Source organism: Lysobacter yananisis, from assembly GCF_031199375.1.
Lineage (GTDB): Bacteria > Pseudomonadota > Gammaproteobacteria > Xanthomonadales > Xanthomonadaceae > Lysobacter > Lysobacter yananisis.
The window spans coordinates 4749998-4772701 of sequence record NZ_CP133568.1 but is presented as its reverse complement, the minus strand read 5'-3'; the positions used below and the strand labels follow the sequence as shown (position 1 = coordinate 4772701).

The 22704-nt window shown below is 69.9% G+C and carries 15 protein-coding genes; 4 read left to right on the top strand and 11 right to left on the bottom strand.

The annotated features are described in order from the left end of the window. The first annotated feature begins 84 nt into the window (after positions 1-84). Positions 85-1365: a cupin-like domain-containing protein gene (locus RDV84_RS19825; RefSeq protein WP_082644468.1), complete on the top strand. Its 1281-nt coding sequence runs from the start codon at positions 85-87 to the stop codon at positions 1363-1365. A 42-nt stretch (positions 1366-1407) separates the two neighbouring features. Beyond that, a complete protein-coding gene (locus RDV84_RS19820; protein WP_309151335.1) occupies positions 1408-1902 on the top strand; it encodes a DinB family protein in 495 nt (164 codons plus the stop codon). A gap of 20 nt (positions 1903-1922) precedes the next feature. Here RDV84_RS19820 and RDV84_RS19815 read toward each other — a convergent pair whose 3' ends face one another. From RDV84_RS19815 to RDV84_RS19780, 8 genes are all read right to left on the bottom strand, one after another. Further along, complete coding sequence (locus tag RDV84_RS19815) at positions 1923-2711, bottom strand: alpha/beta fold hydrolase (RefSeq protein WP_309151334.1); 789 nt, start codon at positions 2709-2711, stop codon at positions 1923-1925. After that, a complete protein-coding gene (locus tag RDV84_RS19810; RefSeq protein WP_057947594.1) occupies positions 2708-3973 on the bottom strand; it encodes an LLM class flavin-dependent oxidoreductase in 1266 nt (421 codons plus the stop codon). Before RDV84_RS19810 ends, RDV84_RS19815 begins: the two co-directional genes overlap by 4 nt. A gap of 138 nt (positions 3974-4111) precedes the next feature. Next, positions 4112-5467 carry an amidohydrolase family protein gene (locus RDV84_RS19805; protein ID WP_309151333.1) on the bottom strand — a complete coding sequence of 452 codons (1356 nt, stop codon included), beginning with the start codon at positions 5465-5467 and terminating at the stop codon, positions 4112-4114. A gap of 52 nt (positions 5468-5519) precedes the next feature. Beyond that, complete coding sequence (locus RDV84_RS19800; RefSeq protein ID WP_250442464.1) at positions 5520-6446, bottom strand: DUF6445 family protein; 927 nt, start codon at positions 6444-6446, stop codon at positions 5520-5522. A gap of 19 nt (positions 6447-6465) precedes the next feature. Then, positions 6466-8445 carry a carbamoyltransferase family protein gene (locus RDV84_RS19795; RefSeq protein ID WP_057947597.1) on the bottom strand — a complete coding sequence of 660 codons (1980 nt, stop codon included), beginning with the start codon at positions 8443-8445 and terminating at the stop codon, positions 6466-6468. Between the two features lie 195 nt (positions 8446-8640). Beyond that, positions 8641-10761 carry a glycosyltransferase family 2 protein gene (locus tag RDV84_RS19790; protein ID WP_309151332.1) on the bottom strand — a complete coding sequence of 707 codons (2121 nt, stop codon included), beginning with the start codon at positions 10759-10761 and terminating at the stop codon, positions 8641-8643. A 211-nt stretch (positions 10762-10972) separates the two neighbouring features. After that, positions 10973-13105: a hypothetical protein gene (locus RDV84_RS19785; protein ID WP_309151331.1), complete on the bottom strand. Its 2133-nt coding sequence runs from the start codon at positions 13103-13105 to the stop codon at positions 10973-10975. A 215-nt stretch (positions 13106-13320) separates the two neighbouring features. Continuing rightward, entirely contained in the window at positions 13321-14118 is a 798-nt protein-coding gene (locus RDV84_RS19780; protein ID WP_078995610.1) for a class I SAM-dependent methyltransferase, read from the bottom strand. A gap of 209 nt (positions 14119-14327) precedes the next feature. Between RDV84_RS19780 and RDV84_RS19775 the strand changes: the two genes are divergently transcribed. Together RDV84_RS19775 and RDV84_RS19770 are read left to right on the top strand one after the other, a co-directional pair. Then, positions 14328-16199 (top strand): ATP-binding cassette domain-containing protein, encoded by a 1872-nt coding sequence (locus RDV84_RS19775; RefSeq protein ID WP_309151330.1) that lies wholly within the window; start codon positions 14328-14330, stop codon positions 16197-16199. A gap of 342 nt (positions 16200-16541) precedes the next feature. After that, positions 16542-17294: a glycoside hydrolase family 16 protein gene (locus RDV84_RS19770; RefSeq protein ID WP_197414853.1), complete on the top strand. Its 753-nt coding sequence runs from the start codon at positions 16542-16544 to the stop codon at positions 17292-17294. A gap of 85 nt (positions 17295-17379) precedes the next feature. Here the strand turns inward: RDV84_RS19770 and RDV84_RS19765 are convergent, their stop codons facing one another. The 3 genes from RDV84_RS19765 to RDV84_RS19755 form a co-directional block, all read right to left on the bottom strand. Continuing rightward, the gene (locus tag RDV84_RS19765; RefSeq protein ID WP_250450765.1) at positions 17380-18405 is read right to left on the bottom strand and encodes a MupA/Atu3671 family FMN-dependent luciferase-like monooxygenase; all 1026 of its coding nucleotides are present in this window, start codon (positions 18403-18405) and stop codon (positions 17380-17382) included. Positions 18406-18493: 88 nt separating this feature from the next. Beyond that, complete coding sequence (locus tag RDV84_RS19760; protein WP_309151329.1) at positions 18494-20770, bottom strand: DOMON domain-containing protein; 2277 nt, start codon at positions 20768-20770, stop codon at positions 18494-18496. 278 nt (positions 20771-21048) lie between these two features. After that, on the bottom strand, positions 21049-22638 hold the full coding sequence (locus RDV84_RS19755) for an acyl-CoA ligase (AMP-forming), exosortase A system-associated (protein ID WP_309151328.1): 1590 nt from the start codon (positions 22636-22638) through the stop codon (positions 21049-21051). Positions 22639-22704 lie beyond the last annotated feature (66 nt).

The window sequence follows — 22704 nt, the reverse complement described above, 5'->3', positions numbered from 1 at the left end:
TGAGTCCGATCCGGGCGCCGCGCCGGCGGCGTCCGCCCGCAATCTTGCACAACGCATCTACACAACGCATCGAGGAAACCGACCATGGCAGCGAAGGAAATCGCACGAATCTCCAGGCCCGATCCTGAGCGGTTCCTGCGCGACTACGTCCGCACGCGCACGCCGGTGATCATCACCGACCTGTTCGCGGGCCAGCCGATCGACGCGATCCGCACCATCGAGGACGCCAGCGCCGCGTTCGGCGGCGTGCCGATGCACGTGCAGACCGAGTACGCGGTGGCCGCCAGTTCGCCGGAGACCGCGGTCGAGACCACCATGACCTTCGACGAGTACTGGGCGCACGTGCGGGCCAATCCGGACACCGCGCTGCTGTGCACCGAGTACGAGATCCCGGCCAGCATCATGCGCATGTTCCGGCTGCCGGAGTTCTGCCTGGCCCAGGACCTGGACGAGCCGGAGGTGCTGGACATGCCGCGCAAGTACGGCGACCACGACCTGTGTTCGAACATCTTCGTCGCCAACGCCGGCAACCGCGCCCACCTGCATTTCGACGGCGACCACCGCCAGGTGCTGCTGCACCAGATGTTCGGCCGCAAGCAGGTGCTGCTGTTCCAGCCCGAGGCCTGCGTCGACCTGCGCACCACCTCCGGCGCGCCGTGGTCCTCGGGCGTGTACCTGGAACAGATGTCGACCCAGGAGCAGCTGGACTTCGTCGCCGAAGTCGGCGGCTACCACGCGGTGCTCGAACCGGGCGAGACCATCTACATGCCGGCGCTGATCTGGCATTACCTGGGCTATGTGGACGACGCGATGTCGTTCAACCTGCGCTTCCGCCGCAACCGCTTCGGCCGGTTCCTGTGCGTGGACAACTTCCATCGCGATTCCTACATCCAGAACCTGGGCTCGCACCTGGCCGCCTCCGGCGCGCAGGACGCCCTGACCGCGGCGATGCCGCAGATCGAGGCCGAGTACGCGCGCCCCGCGGCGAGCCTGCGCGACAAGGTGACCGGAATGCGCACGGTGCTGCGCCAGGCCTTGGAGCGGACGTTGCCGGAGACCGAGCCGGCGCGGTTCTGCCCGCCGCAGCTGGACGCGCAGGAGGTCGACAAGATCATCGCCGACATCGGCCAGACCGCGCGCTACGTCGAGCCCGCGCTGGCGGCCAAGTCGCGCCCGACCGGGCCGATCAGCCCGGTGCAGAAGCAGACCATCCAGAACACCGCCGCGCGCCTGGGCTACAGCGACGAAGCGCTGGCGCACCTGCTGTGGAACCGCCTGGGCAAGTCCGAACTCGATCGCCTGAGCAAGACCGAAGCCGTGCAGTTCATGGTCTACATGCGCTCGCCGGGTTCGTCGCTGCGCTAGTTCCCCCCGCCGTCCTTCCCTTTGCCGCCAAGAGACATCCGCATGCGAGCCGATATCCACAGCGTATTGAAGACCTGGGAACGCGAGAACGAGACCACCCTGGAGGTGTTCTCCCGGGTGCCGGAAGGGCGCAACGAACAGACCGTGGTGCCGGACAAGGGCTGGACCCTCGGCGGATTGGTCTGGCACATCTGCATCAGCGAGCGCTGGTTCTGCGCCGAGGTGATGGGCGCGCGGCCGGCCGGCGACAACGAGGTGCCGGCCGACGAGATGCCGGCGACGGTCGCGGAGATGACCGCGGCGTTCCAACGCTCGCATGCGGCGCTGATGCAGGCGGTGGCGGAGCAGGGCGAGGACTGGGTCGACGAAGCCGTCGATTTCTACGGCAACCCGTGGACGCGCATGGAGCTGCTGAACCTGATGCTGCGCCACGAAGCGCATCACCGCGGCCAGCTGAGCATCCTGATGATGGTCGCCGGCGGCCAGCCGCCGACGATCTACGGCGCGCCGGGGATCAACCTGGAAGACGCGTTGTAACTATCGCGACAGCGCGGGGCTCAGTCGAGGAAACGCATCACCGCGTCGCCGACCTGGTCCATTTGTTCGAGCTGCGGGATGTGCCCGGCGTTGTCGACCAGCAGCGTACGCGCGCCGCCGATGCGCGCGGCGAATTCCTCGGCGTAGACCGGCGGGATCATCCGGTCCTGCCGGCCCCACACGATCAGGCTCGGCGCGCTGATCCGGTGGATGCGCCGCGCCAGTCCCTTATCGGGGATCGGCCAGGTGAACTTGCCGGCGCAGGCCAGCGCCCAGGTCTTGCGGATCACCCGTTCGATCGCCGCGTCGCGGTCGCGCGGCACCGCGAACATGATCTGGCCGACCAGGCCGTCGGGCTGGGCCACGGTGCGCTGCGGCAGTTCGGCGGCCGGAATCGACCACCAGTTCGGCACCGGATGATCGTCGCGCCACATACCCGCCGGCGCGATCAGCACCAGCCGGCGGATGCGCGCGCGCGCGTGCGCGGCCAGTTCGGCGGCGAACATGCCGCCGATGGAATGGCCGGCCACCGCGACCGAATCCAGCCCGAGCGCGTCGAGCAGTTCCTCGAAGTAGAGCGTCAGGTCCCAGATGTCGCGCAGTTCGTCGATCTCCTGCTCGGCTCCGGGGCTGGTGCCGGGGAAGTCGGGCGCGTAGACGGTGTAGCGCTGCGCGAGCCGGTCCAGGAACGGGTCCCAATGGCCGCTCTCGCCGTGCAGGAACAGCAGCGGCGGGCCGCTGCCGCACACGTCGACGCGGGTGTTGATCCGGCCGTTCCATGCGCGCACCACGCGTTGTTCGATGTTCATGCGCCCACCCACCCCGGCTGCGCCGGCGCCGCAGGCGCGTTGCGCGCGCCGCGCAGGCGCTGCGGCCACCAGCGGTTCTCCCAGCCCTCGTCGTCCCAGATGCCGCGCAGGTGCGGCAGCACTTCGCTGCAGAACAGGCGGATGTTCTTGAGGGTGAGTTCGTGCGGCATCGAGCCGATCTGCAGCAGCACCATCAGATTGCCCACGCGCAGCTGGCGCACCGATTCGGCCAGCTGCTCGCGCACGGTCGCCGGGCTGCCGGCGATCACCAGCTGGTTGTCGACGAAATCCTTGAACTTGAACTGCGGAATCCGCGAACGCACGCTGTTCACCTGCGAGACCTGGTTGCGGATGGTGTTGACCATCGAGCGGTAGTCCTGGTGGCCGGGCGGGGTGAACTCGGGCGCGACGTGCTGGGTCTTGTCGTAGAAGTAGCGGATGTGCTCGTAGTAGTCGCGCTCGGCCTGTTCGTCGGTCTCGGCCACCGCCACCAATTGCAGGAAGCCGGTGCGGTAGGGATTGGCGTCGTGACCGTTGCGCGCGGAGAACTCCCAGAACTTGTCCATCACGCTCTTGCCGAAGCGGATGCCGTGATAGGACAGGAAGCAATAGCAGTAATCGTGGCGGGCGGTGAATTCCCAGGTGCTGAGGCTGCCGCTGCCGGGCACCCAGATCGGCGGGTGCGGGTCCTGCATCGGCCGCGGCCACAGGTTGACCATCGGCAGCTGGGTGTACTTGCCGTTCCAGGCGAACGGCTCGCGTTCGCGCCAGGCCTTGAGGATCAGGTCGTGCGCTTCGTAGTAGCGCTCGCGCTGCTCCAGCGGGGTGATGCCGTAGCAGTAGTTGGCGTCGAACGGCGTTCCCAGCGGCATGCCGGCGACGATGCGGCCGCCGCTGATGCAGTCCAGCATCGCGTACTCCTCGGCGATGCGGATCGGCGGCTGGGTGTTGGGCAGGGTCGCGCCGAGCTGGATGCAGGCCACGTCCAGCTCGGCGGTCTGCCGGGCCAGGATCGCGCCCATCAGGTTCGGGCTCGGCATCATGCCGTACGCGTTCTGGTGGTGCTCGTTGACGCAGACGCCGTCGATGCCGCAACGCGCGGCGTAGATCAGCTCGTCCAGCGACTGGTTGTAGAACCGGCCGACCCGCTCCGGCGTGGTCAACTCGTGCCAGGGCACGTCGACCCACACCGAACGGTGGCGCTGTTCGAAATCCGCGGGCAGGTCGCGCAGCGGCATCAGGTGGAACATGGAGACCTTCATCGGCCGCCGTCCTGGCGGCGGGCCGCCCGGGCGGGCGACCTCGATGGGTGCGGCTTGGCTTGCATGGACGCCTCCGTCGGGGGATCGGCGCGGCCGCGCGTACGCGGCCGGCCGCGGGTTCGGGTGCGGTTTAGCGGCTCAGGAGTCGCGCTTGGCGTTCGGCCGCGAGTCCGGATGGGTGTCGGGCGAGTCCAGCGACCAACGCATGTTGCGGGCGAAACCGCCGTAGGTGTTGACCCAGCCGTTGGTGAAGTCGTGCACGCTGAACTCCGGGCGCTGCGGCGCTTCGTCGCTGACGAAGGTGCCGGCCGGCGGGCCGATCTTCGCCACCAGCGACTCGATCAGCTGCGGGTCGAAGCGGTAGAAGCGCGCGGCGTTCTCGCCGACCATCTTGCGCCGATCGTCGTCGCCGACGGTGGCGAAGGCCTGGCGGATCTCGTCCCAGGAATGCGGCCAGCCGCCTTCCACGTGCGGATAGTCCGCGCCCCACATCACCGTGTCGAAGCCGAGCCGGCGCGCCTGCTGGATCTCGTCGAAGGTCGCCGCGGTCGCCGCCGCGGCGCAGTTGCGCGCCCACGCGTCCTTCGGCGACAGCGACAGCCAATGCTTCGGCGCGCGGCCCATGCGCAGCCAGTCGTTGTGGTAGACGTGTTCGAGCAGCTCGATGAAGTTGGGCAGCCAGTCGATGCCGACCTCGGTGTAGACGAAGCGCAGGTTCGGATGGCGCACGAACACGCCGCCGAACATCAGCTGGGCGAGGATGCGGCGGCGGAAGAAGCCCAACTCCAGGATCGCCAGGGTCTGCGAGGCGATGTTCTGGCCGTAGATCTTCGGCGGATCGCCGCCGTGCGAATGCACCGCCATGCCCAGTTCCGCGCACACCGCCCACAGCGGATCGAACACCGCCTCGTGGTACGGCGGGTAGGTCTCGTCCGGCGGCGGCAGGACGATGCCACGCAGGCCGGCTGCATAAGCCCAGCGCACGTCGGCGACCGCCTGCCAGATATCGAACGGCATGATCATCGCCACGCCCTGCAGGCGCCCGCCGCTGGCGGCGCAGAACTCGGCCAGCCAGCGGTTGTGGGCGCGCGCGCCGGCGGCGCGCAGTTCCGGATCGCGGATCGGCACCGGGTGCTCGCCGAAGAAGCCGCCGAACGGGAACGAGTTGAAACCCTGGCCGTCGGGGAACAGCACTTCGCCGATCACGCCCTCGGCGTCGAGCTCCTTGAGCCGCACGTCGAGGTCCCAGGCGCCGCGGATGCGCTCCTGCATCTCGCCGTTGCCCGGATCGGAGTAACGGTGCATGTGCGCCTGGTACATCAGCGGCGTCTGCTTGGCGTTCTTGCCCGCGGTCAGGAAGCCCTTGCGCAGCAGGGCCAGCTGTTCGAGTTCCTCGTCGAACGCGGCGTGGTGCTTGCGCTCCAGGTAATCGCGGTACTGCGCAGTCGGCAGGCCCGCGTGCCCGTCGACGGAAATCAGAGTGTAAGGCTTCATTGCTGTCGCTCTCCTGGGAACGTGAAGTCGCAAGGCCTGCCGGCGGCGCCGCTCAGCCCACGCGCATGCCGTCGATCGCGGCGTAGCCGCCGCCCTGGTACTTCGGTTGCGGTCCCAGTCCCGCGGGCACGGGGTAGGGAATGAAGGTGTTGTAGGTCAGCCGCGCGTTGCGCGTCGACAGCGCCTGGATCGGCGAGGTGTCGACGATGGAATGGAACTGCCAGGTCGGGTAGGCGACCATGCGGTTGAAGCGCGCCGGCACGAACTTCAGCAGGCTCCAGTGGTTGTCCTCCTCCAGCGAGAACAGCCGGCGGGTCGAGGCGGGGTTCTCCAGGATCTGCTTCTGCGCCTCGGCCATGCTGGCCGCGCGCAGGCGCACGCTGGCCTTGCGGAACGGGTCGATGAAGTTGAGCCCGAACAACTGCTCGATCTGCGCGGCCTGCAGCAGGTCGCCGAGGAAGAAGGTCTTCAGGTCGGTCGGCCGGTGCTTCCAGAACGCGGTGCCGCGGTCGTAGCCGGCGCGCTCGTCGTGCTCGAACAGGTAGGTGACCACGGCGATCCACGAGAACGTGTCCACGTGCTGGTCGATGTAGCCGTTGCGCCGGGCCACCTCGTGGTCCATGCCGAACACCGAGTAGGTCGAGTGCGGGACCAGGTCGGCGACGGTCAGCGGCGGCGGCCAGCCGCGCGACCACAGCCGGTCCAGGAACAGCTTGCCCAGGTCCTGGATCAGCCGCTTTTCGCCCGACATCTGCGCGGTGGCCTGCCAGCCCGGGTAGTACTCGTTCGGCCCGGGCGTGTGGAAGCGCGACGCCCAGGCGCACTCGCGCACCCGGTGCGGGTCTTCCAGCGCGTTGTCGATCACCAGCATCGGCAGCCCGCCGGGGCCCTCCAGCTCGTGCCAGGCGATGCTCGCGTCCTTGCTCAGCGCGACATCCTCGGCGCCGGCCCGCGGCGGCTGGGAAAACATTACGGACATGCCCGCTCCCTGTTCGGCATCAGCGTTGCGCGGCCTGCGGCCGCATGACCAGGCAGCGTTCCGCCCAGAGTTCTTCCATCGTCGGCATGACCTCGTCCAGCGCCAGCCCGGCCTCGCGCGCGAGCTGCTCGATCGGCGCATCGCCGATGCGCTTGAGCAGGCCGAAGATCGGGGCGGGCAGGGGCTTGCAGGCTTCGCCGTTCCATTCCGCGCGGCGCAGCTCGAAGGTGTCGCGCACCTCGCCGTCGTCGTCGCGCTGGCGGCGTTCGTGCAGGCGCACGTGGTTGGGCAGCTGCGGCACCAGGGCCGAGCGCGGCGCGCCGTCCTTCTTGGTCAGCACGAAATCGCCGACCACCAGCGCCTGCAGGCCGGTGGTGAGGAAGCACTCCACCGCGTCCTCGAGCGAATCGACGATCGGCTCGATGTTGTTGTTGAACGAAGTGTTGAGCACCACCGGCACGCCGGTGCGGCGGTGGAACGCGTCGATGACCCGCCAGAACCGCGGGCTGTCCTCGCGCGAGACCGTCTGCACCCGCGCGGTGCCGTCGACGTGGGTCACCGCGCCGAGCAGTTCGCGCTTGTCCGGCTGCACGTTGAGCACGAAGGTCATGAACGGGAAGCGGGTGGCGCCGGCCGGCAGCTCGAAGTAGTCCGCGGCCTGTTCCTCCAGCACCGCCGGCGCGAACGGACGGAACGATTCGCGGGTCTTGATCATCTTGTTGATCAGGCCCTTGAACTCGGCCGGGCGCGGGTCGGCGAGGATGCTGCGGTTGCCGAGCGCGCGCGGGCCGAACTCCGAGCGTCCCTGGACCCAGCCGATGACCTTGCCGTCTGCGATCAGCTCGGCCGCGTCCTCTTCCACGTTCGCGCTCGGCGCGATGTCGAGGAAGTCCGACCAGGCGCGCAGGCGGGTTTCGACCGAATCGCTCTCGCCGAGCGGCGAACCCCAGTAGACGTTGCGCAGCCGCTGCGGCCGGTGCCGCGCCTCGCTGCGGTGCACGCTCAGCGCCGCGCCGAGCGCGTTGCCGCCGTCGTGCGCGGCCGGGTGCACGAATACGTTGTCGAACAGGCCCGAGCGCAGGATGTTGCCGTTCATGGTGCAGTTGTGGGCGACGCCGCCGCCCAGGCACAGGTCGCGCAGGCCGGTGCTGGCGCGGTAGTGGCGCAGCGCATGGAACACCACCGTTTCCAGGGTCTGTTGCAGCGAGGCGGCGAAATCCTTGTGGATCTGCTCGATCGGCTCGCGCTTGCGCCGCGGCATCAGCTGCGCGTACATGCCGTCGAGCAGGTGCGGGTGCAGCCGCCACTGGCCGTCCGGCAGCAGTTCGTACATCGCCTCGAACTGGGCGCGGAAGCGCTCGGGGTCGCCGTACGGCGCCAGTCCCATGACCTTGTATTCGTCGAACATGCGATAGCCGAGGAAGCCGATCGCCTGCATGTAGAAGTGGCCCAGCGATTCGGGGATCGGCACCCGGTGCAGCAGCTCCAGGCCCTCGGCGCTGCCCTTGAGGGTCAGCCCGGCCTCGGTGTCGCCCTGGCCGTCGATGGTCATCACCAGCGCCCGCTCGAAGCCGGACATTTCGAAGGTCGCGGTGGCGTGGGCGATGTGGTGGGGGACGAAGCGCACTTTCTCGCGCGGCACGTCCGCGCCGAGGTAGCGCCGCCATTGCGCGCGCAGCGCGTCGGCGACGTCGAGCGCGTGCTCGGCCGACGGATCGGCCAGGTACATCCGCCGCAGCAGGCGTTCGGCGGAGCCGGACATGTACGGAATGGCGATGCGGTCGATCTGGTCCAGGCCGACGCCGGCCTGGTCCATGACGAAGCGCGCCGCGCGCAACGGCGCGGTGTAGGAATGCTTGATCCGGTTGAGCCGCTCCTCTTCGATCGCGGCGATCACCTCGCCGTCCTTGAGCAGCACCGCGGCGCCGTCGTGGGTCTGGGTCGGCGAACCGGCTTCGAACTCGGTGCTCGGACCACCGTAAAAACCTAGTATCAACATGTGCGGATCCCGTTTCCTTGCGTTCCTGGCGTGGCGGGGACAGCTGATTCAGCGATAGCGCATGGGCGAAGCGTGGCATCCAACGGCGACGGCGGCGAAGCGGTACGGCGGATCCGGCTCGCGTGCGCGCGCGGCGGATGCCCGCGGCTGCGGCATCGGTTCGGGATCAGCGGCGGATCGGCCCTCGCACCGGGGTCAGGCCTGCGAAGGCGGAGCGGGGTGGGCGGCGCGCGGCTTCTGGCTCCACCACCACGCCACCACCGGCGCGCAGGCCCACAACGCCGCGAACGGGATCGCGCTGGACAGCGCCGGCGGGTTGATCCGGCCGATCAGCCAGACCACCGCCACCGCGAACGCCGGCGAGATCCACATCATCCGCAGGTACTGGCCCAGGCTCGGGCCGCGCCGCGCGGACATCACGCTGGAGGCGGTCCACTCCAGCAGCTTGCGGTGCGAGACCAGCATGCGGAAGCTCGCCCGCACCGCCGCGTCGAACGCGGTCTGGGCCTGGTCGACGCCGAAGATGAAGCTCGCCGAACGCAGCGACAGCCACGACCACACCCCGCGCACGACCGAGCGCAGGCTGCCCGAGAGCAGGTTGCGCGCGATCCCGATGCACAGGCCGACGGCCGCCGGCACCCAGGCGATCGCCAGCAGGTTCAGCGTCCACAGCCCCGGCTCGGCCGAGCTCGCCCAGCCGAGCACGAAACACAGCAGCGAGGCGATCGGCAGCACCATGCGCAGCGCGTTGTGGAAGATCTTCCAGCGCCCGAACAGCGACAGCGTGTTGCGCACGCGCGCGCCCGAGGCGTCGCGCACGCTCGGCAGCAGCCACGGCAGCAGCTGCCAGTCGCCGCGCATCCAGCGGTGGCTGCGGCGCATCGCGGCGTGGAAGGTCGGCACGAAGTTCTCGCGCAGGACCACGTCGCTGACCACGCCGGCGCGGACCATGCCGCCTTCGAGCACGTCGTGGCTGAGGATGGTGTTCTCGGCGATGCGGCCGTGGGTCAGGCGATGGAACATCGCCACGTCGTAGATGCCCTTGCCGCCGTACGCGGCCTGCCCGAACAGGTCCTGGTCGATGTGCACGGCGGGTTTGTCGGCGCGGTAGTCCTTGCTGGTTTCGATCTCGATCATCGCGTGGATCATCAGCTCCAGCCGGCTCGGCGCGGAATCGCGCGACAGCGAGATCATCGCGCGCGGCTGCAGCACCACGTAGCCGGCCTCGACCCGGGTACCGTTGGCGTCGAGCACCGGGCGGTTGAGCGGATGGGCGATCGCCGCGGCCAGCTCGCGCAACGCGCCGGCGGTGAGGTCGTCGTTGTCCTCGTCGAGGGTCACCACGTACTTGCTGCCGACGGCCTTGGCCAGATCGCCGTGTTCGACCTGGAACGGCGAGGGGCCGCCGAGCAGCCAGGCGTTGAGCTCCTCGAGCTTGCCGCGCTTGCGTTCCCAGCCGATCCACAGGTTCTCGCCGGGATTCCAGCGTCGCGGCCGGTGCAGCAGGACGAAGCCGCCGCCGTGGCGCGCGTTGAGCGCGTCGATCTGTTCGCGCGCTTCCTGCAGCAAGGCCTCGTCGCCGTCGACCCGCTCGCTGGCGGCGTCGACGAAGTCCGACAGCAACGCATAGCCCACGCCGGTGCCGGGATTGCTCTGGTGCAGGCGTTCCAGCGCGCGCGCCAGCGCGGCCACGCCCTCGCGCGAGACCAGCAGGCAGGGGATCGCGACCAGGGTCTTGGCCTCGGCCGGGATGCCGTCGCCGAAATCCAGCCGCGGCATCCGCCGCGGCAGCAACAACTGCGGCAGGTGCAGGTTGATCCAACTCTGCACGATGTAGTTCGCGTACAGCGCCGCGCAGGCCGCCAGCAGGGCCTGGCCGTACCAGGGCAGGGCGATCTCGAACAGCCACACCGAGACGATCCCGAACGCGGCGCAGATCGAGTACACCGCGAGGCAATAAGCGAGCACGAGGCTGGAGGTGGAGTGCAGGCGCAAGCGCTCGCGCCAGTTCAGTCTCGCGCCGAGCGCGGCGGCGAGCTCGCGCACGCCGATGTCGGTGAGGAAATAGCCCACGTGCGCGCGGCGGTCGCCGCTGCCGTGGCGTTGGCCGCATTGTTCGGCCAGATCGAGCGCCAGTTGCGCGGTCTGCTGCGCCTGGCGGCCCGAGCGCCGGGCCCACATACGCACCCGTTCGCGATAGTCCCGACGCGATAGCGCGTCCATGCGGGGATAAGCGCCGATGGGATCGCGGCGAAGAATCGCGTCGACACCGTCCTCGACCTCGACCGCGCTTCCTGCCGCTACGTCCAAGTCCACCCACGACCTCCGCTGATGCCTGTCCGCGGATGATTTCTCGCGGAATTAGTGCACTTGAGACGCTGGAAAGTTCTTCACCGAATACTCCCTAAATCCACCGGCATCGTCAACCTGACAGTTTTCGATGAATCGGGCGGGAAAGCGAACTGCGTCCATGATCGTTGATCGCTCGATGCGATAGGCGCCGCGTCGGGACGCGACGCGCGCGCGTTCACGACTGCGTCGGCTGGATCGCCGAGCGCACCGGTTCGTCCGGCTTCTGGCTCCACCACCAGGCGATGAACGGGGCGGCGGTCCATAGGCATGCGAACGGCAGCGCGCTGGCCAGCGCCGGCGGGTTGCTCCAGGCCAGCGCGCACATCAGCGCGACGGCGAACGCCGGCGAGGTCCACATCATCCGCAGGTACTGGCCCAGGGTCGGATCGCGGCGGGTGGAGATCACGCTCGACGCGGTCCATTCCAGCATGTGCCGGTGCGAGACCAGCATCCGGTAGCTGCAGCGCAGCGCCGCGTCCAGGTTGGTGTGGGCCTGGTCGACGCAGAAGATGAAGCTGGCCGAGCGCAGCGACAGCCACGCCCACATCCCGCGCGCGGTGTCGCGCAGCGGCTGCGACGGCAGCCGGCGCGCGGCCGACCACAGCAGCTCGATCAACGCCGGCAGCCACGCCACCGCGAGCAGGTACGAGGTCCACAGCCCCGGCGTCGGCGAGCGCGCCCAGCCGATCGCGAAGCACAGCAGCGAGGCGGCCGGGAACAGCATGCGCACCGCGTTGTAGCCGATCTGCCAGCGCCCGAACGGCGACAGCGCATTGGGGATCCGCGCGCCGGCGGCGTTGCGCACCGTCGGCAGCAGCCACGGCAGCAACTGCCAGTCGCCGCGCATCCAGCGGTGGCTGCGGCGCACCGCGGCGTAGTAGGTCGGGGTGAAGGTGTCGCGCAGGACGATGTCGCCGACCACGGCCGCGCGCACGGTGCCGCCTTCCAGTACGTCGTGGTTGAGCGTGGTGTTCTCGCCGACGCGGCCGTCCATGATCCGGTGGAACGCGGCGACGTCGTAGAAGCCCTTGCCGACGAAGGGGACCTGGCCGAACAGCTCCAGGTCCGCGTGCGGCGGCGGCTCGTGGTCGGCCGTCGGCTTGCCGGTCTCGATGTGGATCATCGACTGGACCAGCGTTTCCAGGCGGCTGGGTATGGAGTCGCGCGACAGCACGATGGTCGCGCGCGGCTGGACCAGCACATAGCCCGCCTCGACCCGCACGCCGTCGGCGCCGAACACCGGCCGGTGCAGCGGGTGCTGCATCACCGCGGCCAGTTGCTGCACCGCACCAGGAGTGAGGTCGGAGTTGTCCTCGTCGAGCACGAATACGTAGCGGCTGCCTGTCACTTTGGACAGGTCGCCGTGTGCGGTGTGGAACGGCGACGGCGCGCCGACCAGCCAGGCGTTGAGCTGTTCGAGCTTGCCGCGTTTGCGCTCCCAGCCCATCCACGCGCCTTCGCCGGGATTCCAGCGGCGGGCGCGGTGGAGCAGGGCGAAACCGCCGCCGTAGCGGGCGTTGAGCGCGTCGATCTGGGCGCAGGCCTCCTGCAGCAGGGCTTCGTCGCCGTCGGCGTGCTCGGCGGGCGCGTCGACGAAATCCGACAGCAGCGCATAGCCGGCGCCGGCGCCGCGGTTGTCCAGGTACAAGGCCTCCAGCGCGCGCGCGAGCTTGTGCGCGCCGTCGCGCGAGACCAACAGGCAGGGCACGGCCACCAGCGTCTGCGCCTGGGCGGGCAGGCCGGCTTCGAAATCCAGGCGCGGCAACCGCCGCGAACGCAGCAGGCGCGGCATCGACAGATTGATCCAGCTCTGCACGATCGGGCAGACGTACAACGCGGCGATCAACACCATCGCCGCGCGGCCGTACCACGGCAACTGGAAGTCGAACAAGCGCACCGACAGCAGCCCGTACAGCAGGCACAGCGCGAAGAACGCGCTGTAATAGCCCAGCAACACTTGCCAGGACGGCCGCAGCCGCACGCGTTCGCGCCAGTCCAGGCGCGCGCCGAGCGCGGCGGCGAAGTCGCCCAGGCCGCGGTCGAGCAGGTAGTAGCCGACGTGGGCGCGGCGGTCGCCGGCGCCGTGGCGCTGGCCGGCCTGCGCGGCCAGTTCGAGCGCGACTTGCGCGGCCTGCGCCGGCGTATGGCGCGAGCGCCGCGCCCAATCCTCGATCCGCGTGCGGTAATCCTGGCGCGAGCGCGCATCCATGCGCGGGTAAGTGCCGTCGGGGTCGCGGCGCAGGATCGCGTCGATGTCCCCTTCGGCCGCCGCGGCCGCGCCGGCCTCTCCCGCAACTTCCACCGCCATCGAAGCTTTCTCCTGATTGCCGCGCGCAGCGCGTCGGGCCGGGCCGGCGCGCGCTGCGCCGATACGCGGCGTTGGACTATCCGTGGGTCGACATCCGTGTTGCAGGCAAGAAGAAAGCGGGTCGGGCTTTTGTTCGTCTCGGGCGCGCAAGCGCGCACCGATGCTTGTTGCGGCGACTGCTGTATTGCGGGGAAACGACGATCCCGGGGCGGGGCTCAGTCCGCCGACTTGTGCGAACAGGCCAGCACGTAACGGCGGATGAAGCGCGCCAGGTACTCGGGATTGAAGAAGATCGGCGCCGAACGCCGCGCCCGCGGCGTGCTCGGCCCGGGCGGCTTGTGCGCGGCCTTGAACCGCCGCACCGAGCGCAGGAACGGCGTCCAGCATTGTTCGGTCGCGTCGACGACCTCGGCGCGGGCGAAACCGGCGGCGAGGATCGCGCGCTCCAGTTCGGCCGGGTCGCTCATCGCGTTGGCGTTGGGAATATGCGTGCGCACCGACGTGGTCTGCGGCAGCGGCGCCATCAGGATGTCCGAATGCACCAGCCGTCCGCCCGGCTTGAGCACGCGCAGCGCCTCGCGCAGGAACGCCGCGCGGGTGTCGAAATGGAACGCGGCCTCCACGCACAGGATGTTGTCGAACGAGGCGTCGGGAAACTCCAGCGCGGTCGCGTCCATCACCCGGAACTCGCAGCCCGGCGCGTTGTGGCGCGCGCGTTCGAGCTGGCGTTCGGAGACGTTGATGCCGACGATCTGCCGCGGCGCGAAATGGCGCAGCAGGTGGCGGCTGGAGGCGCCCAAGCCGCAGGCGACGTCGAGGATGCGGCCGTCGCGGCGGTCCGGCGGAATGAACTCGAGCAGGCGCGCGACCAGGGCCTCGGAGGCCTGCGACTGGTTGCCGGTGTCGGCCGACCAGAAACCGAAATTATAGAAATCGCTGGAGCCGTAATAGGCCTCGATCACCGCGCCCTGCATGGCGGTGTCGTAACCGTCGATCATGGCGCGTTGTGACATGCTTGTCTCCGACGGTCGCCTTCGCCGCGCGAGTATTGCATGGCCTCCGGACGCTCACAAGGCACTCACAAGACGCCGCCGCGCACGTGGGTTGTGTTTCGCGACCGGTGCATTACATTGATCCGCCGGACGCGGCAGGCGCCTGCCCAGGGCCGCCCGCCGCCCGGTTCTCCTCCGTTGTTTCCACTTGGTCCCATTGCCGGAATCGCATGGACAGTGACGACGCGAAATCGGGCAAGCACCGCGCCCCGGTGCTGCAGCTGTACCGGGAGCTGTGGTCCCAGGCCAAGGGCCGCCGCGGCGCGTTGCTGAGCGCGATGGCGCTGCTGGTCGGCGCGCAGGTGGTGCTGCTGGCGGTGCCTTACCTGGTCGGCAAGGCCTTCAACATCCTGCAGGCGCGCGGCAACGCCGGCGCCGGCGAAGCGGCGCTGTGGCTGGCGGCGGTGCTCGGCGCGACCCTGGTCAGTTGGTTGATCCACGGCCCGGGCCGGATCCTCGAACGCAACGTCGCCCTGAGCGTGCGCGAGCGCGTCGCCACCGCGTTGACCGGCCGGCTGCTGGCGTTCCCGCTGTCCTGGCACGACGGCAACCACTCCGTCGCCAGCGCCCACCGCGTGCAACAAAGCAGTTCGTCGCTGGGCACCTTCGCCGAAAGCCAGTTCATCTATTTGAGCAGCGCGGTGCGGCTGATCGGTCCGATCGGCGCGCTGATCGTGATCCATCCCATGGTCGGCGCCACCGCCGCGCTGGGGCTGCTGGCGATCTGCGGCGCGGTGGTCGGCTTCGACCGCGCGATCGTGCGCCTGGCGATCCAGACCAACGACGCCGAACGCCGCTACACCGCGGTGCTCGCCGACGCGCTGGGCAACGCGACCAGCGTGCTGGCGCTGCGCCAGGCGCGGCCGTTCATCCGTTCGCTGCGGCAGTTGGTCGAGAAGGTGTTCGAACCGTTGCGGCGGATGATCGTCATCAACGAGATCAAGTGGTGCGCGGTCGACGTCGCCAGCCGCCTGCTCAGCTGCTGCCTGGTCGGGCTGTACGCGTGGCTGGTGCTGCGCGCGGCCGGCGACGGGCAGAAGCTGATGCTCGGCAGCGTCTACATGGTGTGGGAATACGCGCTGCAGTCCGGTGCGGTGGTCGCGGCGGTGGCGGCGAACTTCCAGACCTTCGCCACCCAGTACGCCAACTACCAGAGCGCCGACGTGATCCGCGACCATCCGGTCGACGAGAGCCTGCACGAACCGGCGCAGGCGCAGCAGTGGCAGCGCTGCGAGATCCGCGATCTGGTGTTCCGCCACGTCGCCGGGCGTGAGGCCGGGCCGACCCTGGACCGCATCCGCCTGGACCTGCAGCGCGGCAAGCGCTATGCGCTGATCGGCAGCAGCGGCTCGGGCAAGAGCACGCTGATGCGCGTGCTCGCCGGGCTGTACGTGGCCGAACGCATCGTGGTCGAGCCGGATGCGCGCAATGCCGGCCATCCCGGCGACGACGCGTCGATCCAGGCGCCGTTGAAGGCTGCGCGCTACCTGCGCGGATCGACCACGCTGATCCCGCAGGAGGCCGAGCTGTTCGAAGCCTCGCTGGCGGAGAACCTGGCGATGTGCGAATCCCTGCACGGCCAGCCCGACCCCGAGGGCTTCGACCGCGCCCTGGAACTGGCGACGGTCAAGGATTTCCTGCCCGCCGACGGCGATCCTTTGCAGGTATCGATCGCCGAACACGCCTCGAACTGGTCCGGCGGCCAGCGCGCGCGCGTGGCCCTGGCGCGCGGCATCCTGGCCGCGCGCGGCAGCTCGCTGATCCTGCTCGACGAACCCACCGCCAGCCTCGACGCGCGCACCGAGGCGGCGGTCTACGCCAACCTGTTCGCCGAATTCGCCGATGCCTGCCTGATCGCCTCGGTGCATCGGCTGGATCTGCTGCGGCACTTCGACGAAGTGCTGGTGATGGTCGACGGCCGGCTGGTCGCGCAGGGCTCGGAAGCGCAGTTGGCGCGGACGTCGGCCGATTACGCCAGCCTGCGCGCGGCCAGCCTGCGCCAGGACGAAGCGGCGGCGCTGGCCGGGGACGCGGCCGGCTGAGCGCGAGCGCCGCGCCCCGGGGCGAGGCGGCGCCAGCAGATCGATATTCGCGCATCGAACAGCGGACCGCTGCGCTTGCGCGGCCGCCGCGCGGCGCCTGCGCGTGCTGTCGTGCAGCACGCCGATCGTTCGCGTCGATCCGGATCGTCGACCGGCCCACGCCTGGAATGTGAACTCGCCCAGCAAACGCAAGCCCGCGCGTCCCGATCGTTGACAGCGCTGTCATTGCAGGACAGCGTCGGCCCCAGCCGCGGCGCGACCGGCGTGCGCGGCGACGGCGGCCCGACGGCCCCGGCGGTTTCCCCACGAAGACAGCAGAGGTACGACACCATGAAGCGGCTGATGAAAGGGCTGGTCCTGTGTTTCGCCTGCGCGTTCGCCGGCAGCGCCGCGGCGCAGAGCTGGCAGTTGGTCTGGAGCGACGAATTCAACGGCTCGATCGGGCCGAGCTGGGCCTTCGAGACCGGCAACGGCAGCGGCGGCTGGGGCAACAACGAACGCCAGTACTACCGGCGCGAGAACGCGGGGATCGAGAACAACGCGCTGGTGATCACCGCGCGCCGCCAGGACTTCAACGGCTTCCGCTACACCTCGGCGCGGATGAAGACCCAGGGCCTGCGCAACGTACGCTACGGCAAGATCGAGGCGCGCATGCGCCTGCCTTCGTTCATGGGCGCGTGGCCGGCGTTCTGGATGCTCGGCGCCAACCTGCCGCAGGTCGGCTGGCCCGATTCGGGCGAGATCGACATCATGGAGCACATCAACAACGAGAACCGCAGCTACGGCACCATCCACTGGCGCGACCATAACGGCAACTACGCCCAGTACGGCGGCAACACCGCGGTCGGCGTCGCCGACTGGCACGTCTACTCGGTGGAATGGGACGCCAACGCGATCCGCTGGTACGTGGACGGCAACAAGTTCCACGAAGCCAACATCCAGAACAACATCAACGGCACCGAGGAATTCCACCGCGACTTCTTCGTGCTGCTGAACTTCGCCATCGGCGGCAACTGGCCGGGCTTCAACATCGACGAAAGCAAGCTGCCGGCGAAGATGCACGTGGACTACGTGCGCGTGTACCGCCGCCAGTAAACCGCGTCCGGGGAGGGCGCGCGCCGCCGTGCGCGGCGGCGCGCGGCTTCGGCGTCGCCGCCGCTCGCCGGCGCCGCGCCGCGGCTCAGGCCAGCCGTCGCGCGACCTCGGCCAACCGCTGCAGGCCGGCCATGGTGGCGTCGTAGGCGATGCCGAAGTCGATCAGGCAGGCGATCTCGTCCACGCCGGCGGCCTGCAGCGTGCGCGCGCGGCGCACGCAGTCCTCGACCGTGCCGACGAAGCTCAGTTCGCTGTTGATGTTGGCGGCGGCGCGCAGTTGCAGGAACTTGCGCTCGCGCCGGCCCTGCAGTTCGGCGTAGCCGCGGTCCTCGCCGCGGCCGGCGTCCTGCGAGGCCTGCATGGCGATGTTGCTGTGCAGGTAGTCCATCATCGCCGGCAGCGCATGCGCGGCGACGTCCTGCGCGCTGGCGCCGACGTAGGCGTGCATCATCAGGGTCAACTGCGCGCCGGGACGGGCGCCGGCGCGATAGCGGGCGACCTTGCGGCCGAGCACGTCCAGGCTGTAGTTGTTGCCGAAGTTGGAGGTCAGCAGGCCGAAGCCGCGCTCGCCGGCGAGCGCGCAGCCGTCCTCGCTGGACGCGGTCATCCACACCGGGATGTCCGGCCGCAGCGGCCGCGGCAGGATCGCGGTCGGCGTGGCCACGCCTTCGCCGTTGGCGAATTCCACGCTTTCGCCGCGCCACAGCCGCTGCACCAACTCGATGCTGTCGAGCATGATCGGTCCGCGCTGCGCGTAACGCTCCGGCGCGAGCACGAAGTCGTTGACGTGCCAGCCGCTGGCGATGGCGATGCCGGCCCGGCCGTTGCTGAAGTGATCGATCATCGACCAGGCCTCGGCCACTTCCAGCGGATGGTGCAGCGGCATCACCACGCTGCCGGCGCGGATCTGCAGGCGGCTGGTGATCGCGGCGATGGCCGCGGCGGTCACGCTGGGATTGCCGTAGAGCCCGCCGAAGCGCAGGAAATGCCGCTCCGGAACCCAGGCCGCATACAGGCCGTGGGCGTCGGCGAAGCGCACCGCGTCGAACAACAGGCGGTATTTGTCGGCCTGGTCCGAGTCGGCGCCGAAGAAGAACAGGCTGATCTTCATCCTTGCGGGTCGCTCGCGCGCGGGGCGCCGCCGCGGCGCGGCGAGCGCGGCCGGCACCGGTGGAAGGGCAGGCACGCCGCCGCCGCGTTCAACGCAGCCTCACCACGACCTTGGCGAACAGGTCCAGCACGTAGCGCTTGGGATCGCCGGAGGCATAGTCCTGCGAACGGGTCGCGCCGACGTCGAACCCCCAACGCGGATGCGCGTTGTTGGAATACACCAGCGATTGCAGGTTGCCGCGCCGGTCGAGCCAATCCGGCAGCGCCAGTCCGGACGGATCGGGCGCCGGCCCGCGCAGCAGCGGTTCCTGGCGGCGGTTGCGGCTGTACTGGGCGATCAGGCGCAGGAAACTGCCGGCCTCGAAGTTGGCGTTGACCAGCAGCTGCGCCGAGGTCTCGCGCGCGTGCAGGTCGTGCGCTGAGGCGTTCATGTACCAGTAGCTGACCCGCGGCTGCACTTCCAGCCACGCCAGCGGACGGATCTTGCCGCTGAAGCTGGCCTGGTAGCCGCGGCCGAGGGCGTCGGCGGCGTAGTCGAGTTGGTCGCCGGCGAGGATCTCGAACGACAGCGCGGGCACGGTCTGGCTGAGGCTGCTGGAGACCTGGAAGAACCATTGGTCCATGCGGTGCAGGCGGGCGCCGTAACCGCCGACGCGGCGGCGCTCGCCGGGGTGGTATTCGGCCACCAGTTGCAGGTCGTACGGGCCGGAGAACCACACGCCCGGCGCGTAGCGGGTGAGGATGGTCTCGCCGCTGGAAACCGTCTGCGAATGCGCGGTCCACACGAACGCGCTGATGCTGCTCCACGGCCCGTCGAAGCGCCAGCGCCGGGTGACCACGCCGGTGAGTTGGGCGAAATCCGACTGCGGCATGTAGCCGGTGTCGTTGCGCCAATCCTCGCTGGCGCGTTCCAGGGTCAGCGAGGTTTCCCAGTCGCGTCCCAACCGCGCCCAGTCCGCGAATGCATACGTGCCCTGGCTGCGCTCGCCCGGGCGCAGCAGGCCCTGTTGCGGCTGCGCGGTGGTGGCCGAGAACAGCAGCATCGCCCGCGCCTTGGCGATGGCGCTGGGCTGCCACGACGCGTCGGCGCCGGCGACGGTGTTGCGGCCGGCGCCCTCGTAGCCGCGATGGCTGAGGAACTGGCCGAAACGCCAGGCGCCGCGCGCGAGGCTGGCGCGCTCCAGCAACAGCAGCGAGGCCGGCTGCGCGACATAGGCGGTGCCGAACGGGCCCGGGATCGCGACCACGCCGCCGGCGCGGTCGTCGGCGACCAGAGCGGTGAAGTCGCGGCCCTGGTTGCGGTAGCTCATGCGCGCGCCCCAGCGCGGGTCGGTGATGGTGCGGGTGTACACCGCCAGCCCGCCGCCGCCGCCCTGCAGCTGCGAGCGCGTCGGCAGTTCCAGCAGGTCGGTGTCTTCGAGGAAGAAATCGCGCTTTTCCGGCAGGAACAGCGCGTACTGGGCGTTGGATTGCAACTGCGGGATGTCGAGCTCGACCTGGGAGAAATCCGGCCGGTAGGTCGCATGCACGGCGAGGTGCGCGCCGTCGCTCCACTTGAGATAACCGCCCAGTTGGGTATCGACGCCGTCGGACTGCGACACCGCGCCGGTCTTCTGCTCGTGCCGGCGCGCGGTCAGGTGCGCGCCGGCCTCCCATTCGCCGCCGGCGCCCGGGCAGCGGGCCATGTCCAGCGGCTGGCTGGCGCTGAGGTAGCTGGTCGCGTTCTGCTTGAGCTCGCCGCTGGCCAGGATCATGCGTTCGGCGCCGGGCACGTTGCGCATCACCAGGTAGCGCCAGCCGCGCCCGTCCGAGCCGCGGTTGCGCAATTGCGAGCGCGCGATGCGCAGGTCCACGGCGTAGCCGTCGGCGTTGGCCGCGCCGCGCGCGCTGGCGTCGAAGTCGGGATGGAAGTCCTGGTTGTCGCTGATCGCCACGTAGGTGCCGTCGGCGAGGCTGCCGCTGGGATTGACCCGGAAGAAGTAGGCCGACTTGCCGTCGCCGTTGGTGTCGATGAAGACGCTGACGTAGTCCTGGTCGTCGGCGATCTGATCGCGCCGCGCCAGCGGCGCGCGCACGCCGCCGGAGCCTTGCCCGTCGGCGACCACGCGGAAGAACAGCGCCTGGTCGTCGCAGGCCACCTGCACCTGGGTGCGCAGCGGCGAGGCGACGCCGTCGCGCGGCTTGTACATCCAGAACGCATCGTGGCGCTCGGCCGCGTCCCAATCGGCGGGCGCGGGAAACGACGGCGACGACGCGTCCAGGCGCCGCGCCTCGATCGCCAGCGCCGCGCACGCGGGCGTCAGCCAGGCGGCGACGCAGAGCAGGACCCGGGCGACGGCCGGGGCGGGGCGGGTTCGAATCGGCAAGGCGGCCGTGGCGCAGACCGGGATTGAGCGGGCTTGGTTGGAGCAGGCTTGGTTGGAGCGGGCTCGATTGGAGCGGATTTGGTTGGCGCTGGCTCGCAGGCCACGCATGCGGGCATCGCTGGATCCGGTCGGCATTCCTCGCTTCCTGTCCGGCGTCGCCGCTGGCGCCGCCTGTAGCCTGATGTCCCGCGCCAACGCGCTTGCGGCCGAGCCCGATGCGCAGGGCCGCGAACCGGGGCGCGCAGCCGCGCCGATGGTGTCGAACGCGTCCGTGGCGGTCAAGCCGGCACCGGCGCGGCGTCCGCCGCTTGCGCTTGCATGCGTAGATACAGCTCGCGCGAACCGGCGCGGTCGATCTTGCCGTTGGCCGAATGCGCCAGGGCCGCGCACACCGCCAGCCGCGGCACCATGTAGCCGGCCAGTTCGCGCTTGCAGTGGGCGAGCGCGGCGGCGAGGTCGAACGCCGGGTCCTGCGGCACCAGCAAGGCGACCGGCGCGGTGCCGAGCGCTTCGTCGTCGACGCCGAACACCACCGCCTCGCGGATGCCGCCGAAGCGCATCAGCGCCTTCTCGATCTCGGTCGGACTGACCCGGTAGCCGGAAATCTTCATCAACTCGTCGCGGCGGCCGACGAAGTACAGGAAGCCGTCCTCGTCGGCGCGCACGATGTCGCCCGACCACACCGCGTACTCGGGCAGGGCGCCGCGGCGCAGCGAACGCGGCAGCGGGCGGAAGCGTTCGCGGGTCTTGGCGCGGTCGTTCCAGTAGCCCAGGGCGACCAATGCGCCGCGATGCACCAGCTCGCCGTGTTCGCCGGGATCGCAGCGGCTGCCGTCGGGACGCAGCACCAGGATTTCGGCGTTGGGGATCGCCTTGCCGATGGAGTCGGGGCGGCGATCGATCTGCGCCGGATCGAGATAGGTAGAACGGAACGCTTCGGTCAGCCCGTACATCAGGAACGGCCGCGCCTGCGCGAACACGGCGCGCAGGTCGCGCAGCAGCGAGGCCGGCATGTGGCCGCCGGTGTTGGCGATGGTGCGCACCGTGCGGGCCTGCTCGCCCCACGGTGCCGCCGCCAGTTGCGCCCACAGCGGCGGAATCGCGGTGATCAGGCTGACCCGGCTGGCCGCGCACAGCGCCGGCACGAAGCGCGCCGAAGCGTAGTTGTGCAGCACCAGCCGCGCGCCGGCGACCAGTGCGGTGCTGAGTTGGCTGAAGCCGGCATCGAAGCTCAGCGGCAGCAAGCCGAGGATGACCTCGTCGCGGTCGATGCCGAGGTAGGCCACCACCGATTGCGCGCCGGCCACCAGGTTGCGGTGCGAGAGCACCACGCCCTTGGGCAGGCCGGTGGAGCCGGAGGTGTAGATCAGCAGCGCCACGTCGGCGTCGATGGGCTGCGCGGGCGGCGGCGCCGCATCGGCGGCGAGGCAGTCCTCCCAGTACAGCGCCGGCGCGGCGGCGACGTCCGGCGCCGCCGGACGCGAATCGGTCAGCAGCGTCCGCGCCCGCCCCAGCGCCTTGTGCCGGCCCAGTTCGGCCGCGCGCAGGCCGGTGGCGACCAGCGCACTGGCGTCGCTGTCGCGCAGCACGTGCCGCACCTGCGCCGGCTTGAGCTTGGGATTGACCGGCACCGCGATGCAGCCGGCGCGCAGGATCGCCAACAGCATCGCGACCATGCGGATGGATTTGTCGTGATACAGCGCGATCCGCTCGCCGGCCTGGAAGCCATGGCCGTGCAGGCCCGCGGCGAGCGCGTCGACGTCGCGGGCCAACCGCGCGTAGCTGCAGGTCTCGCCGTCGTGTTCGAGCGCGATCGCATCGGGGACGTCGCGGGCCTGGCGGCGCAAGGCATCGAGCAGGGTGATCATCGGGCGGACGGTCGGGCTCGCAGTGGTGGGGGTGCGGCGCTCGCGCGAACGCGAAGCAGCCGCATC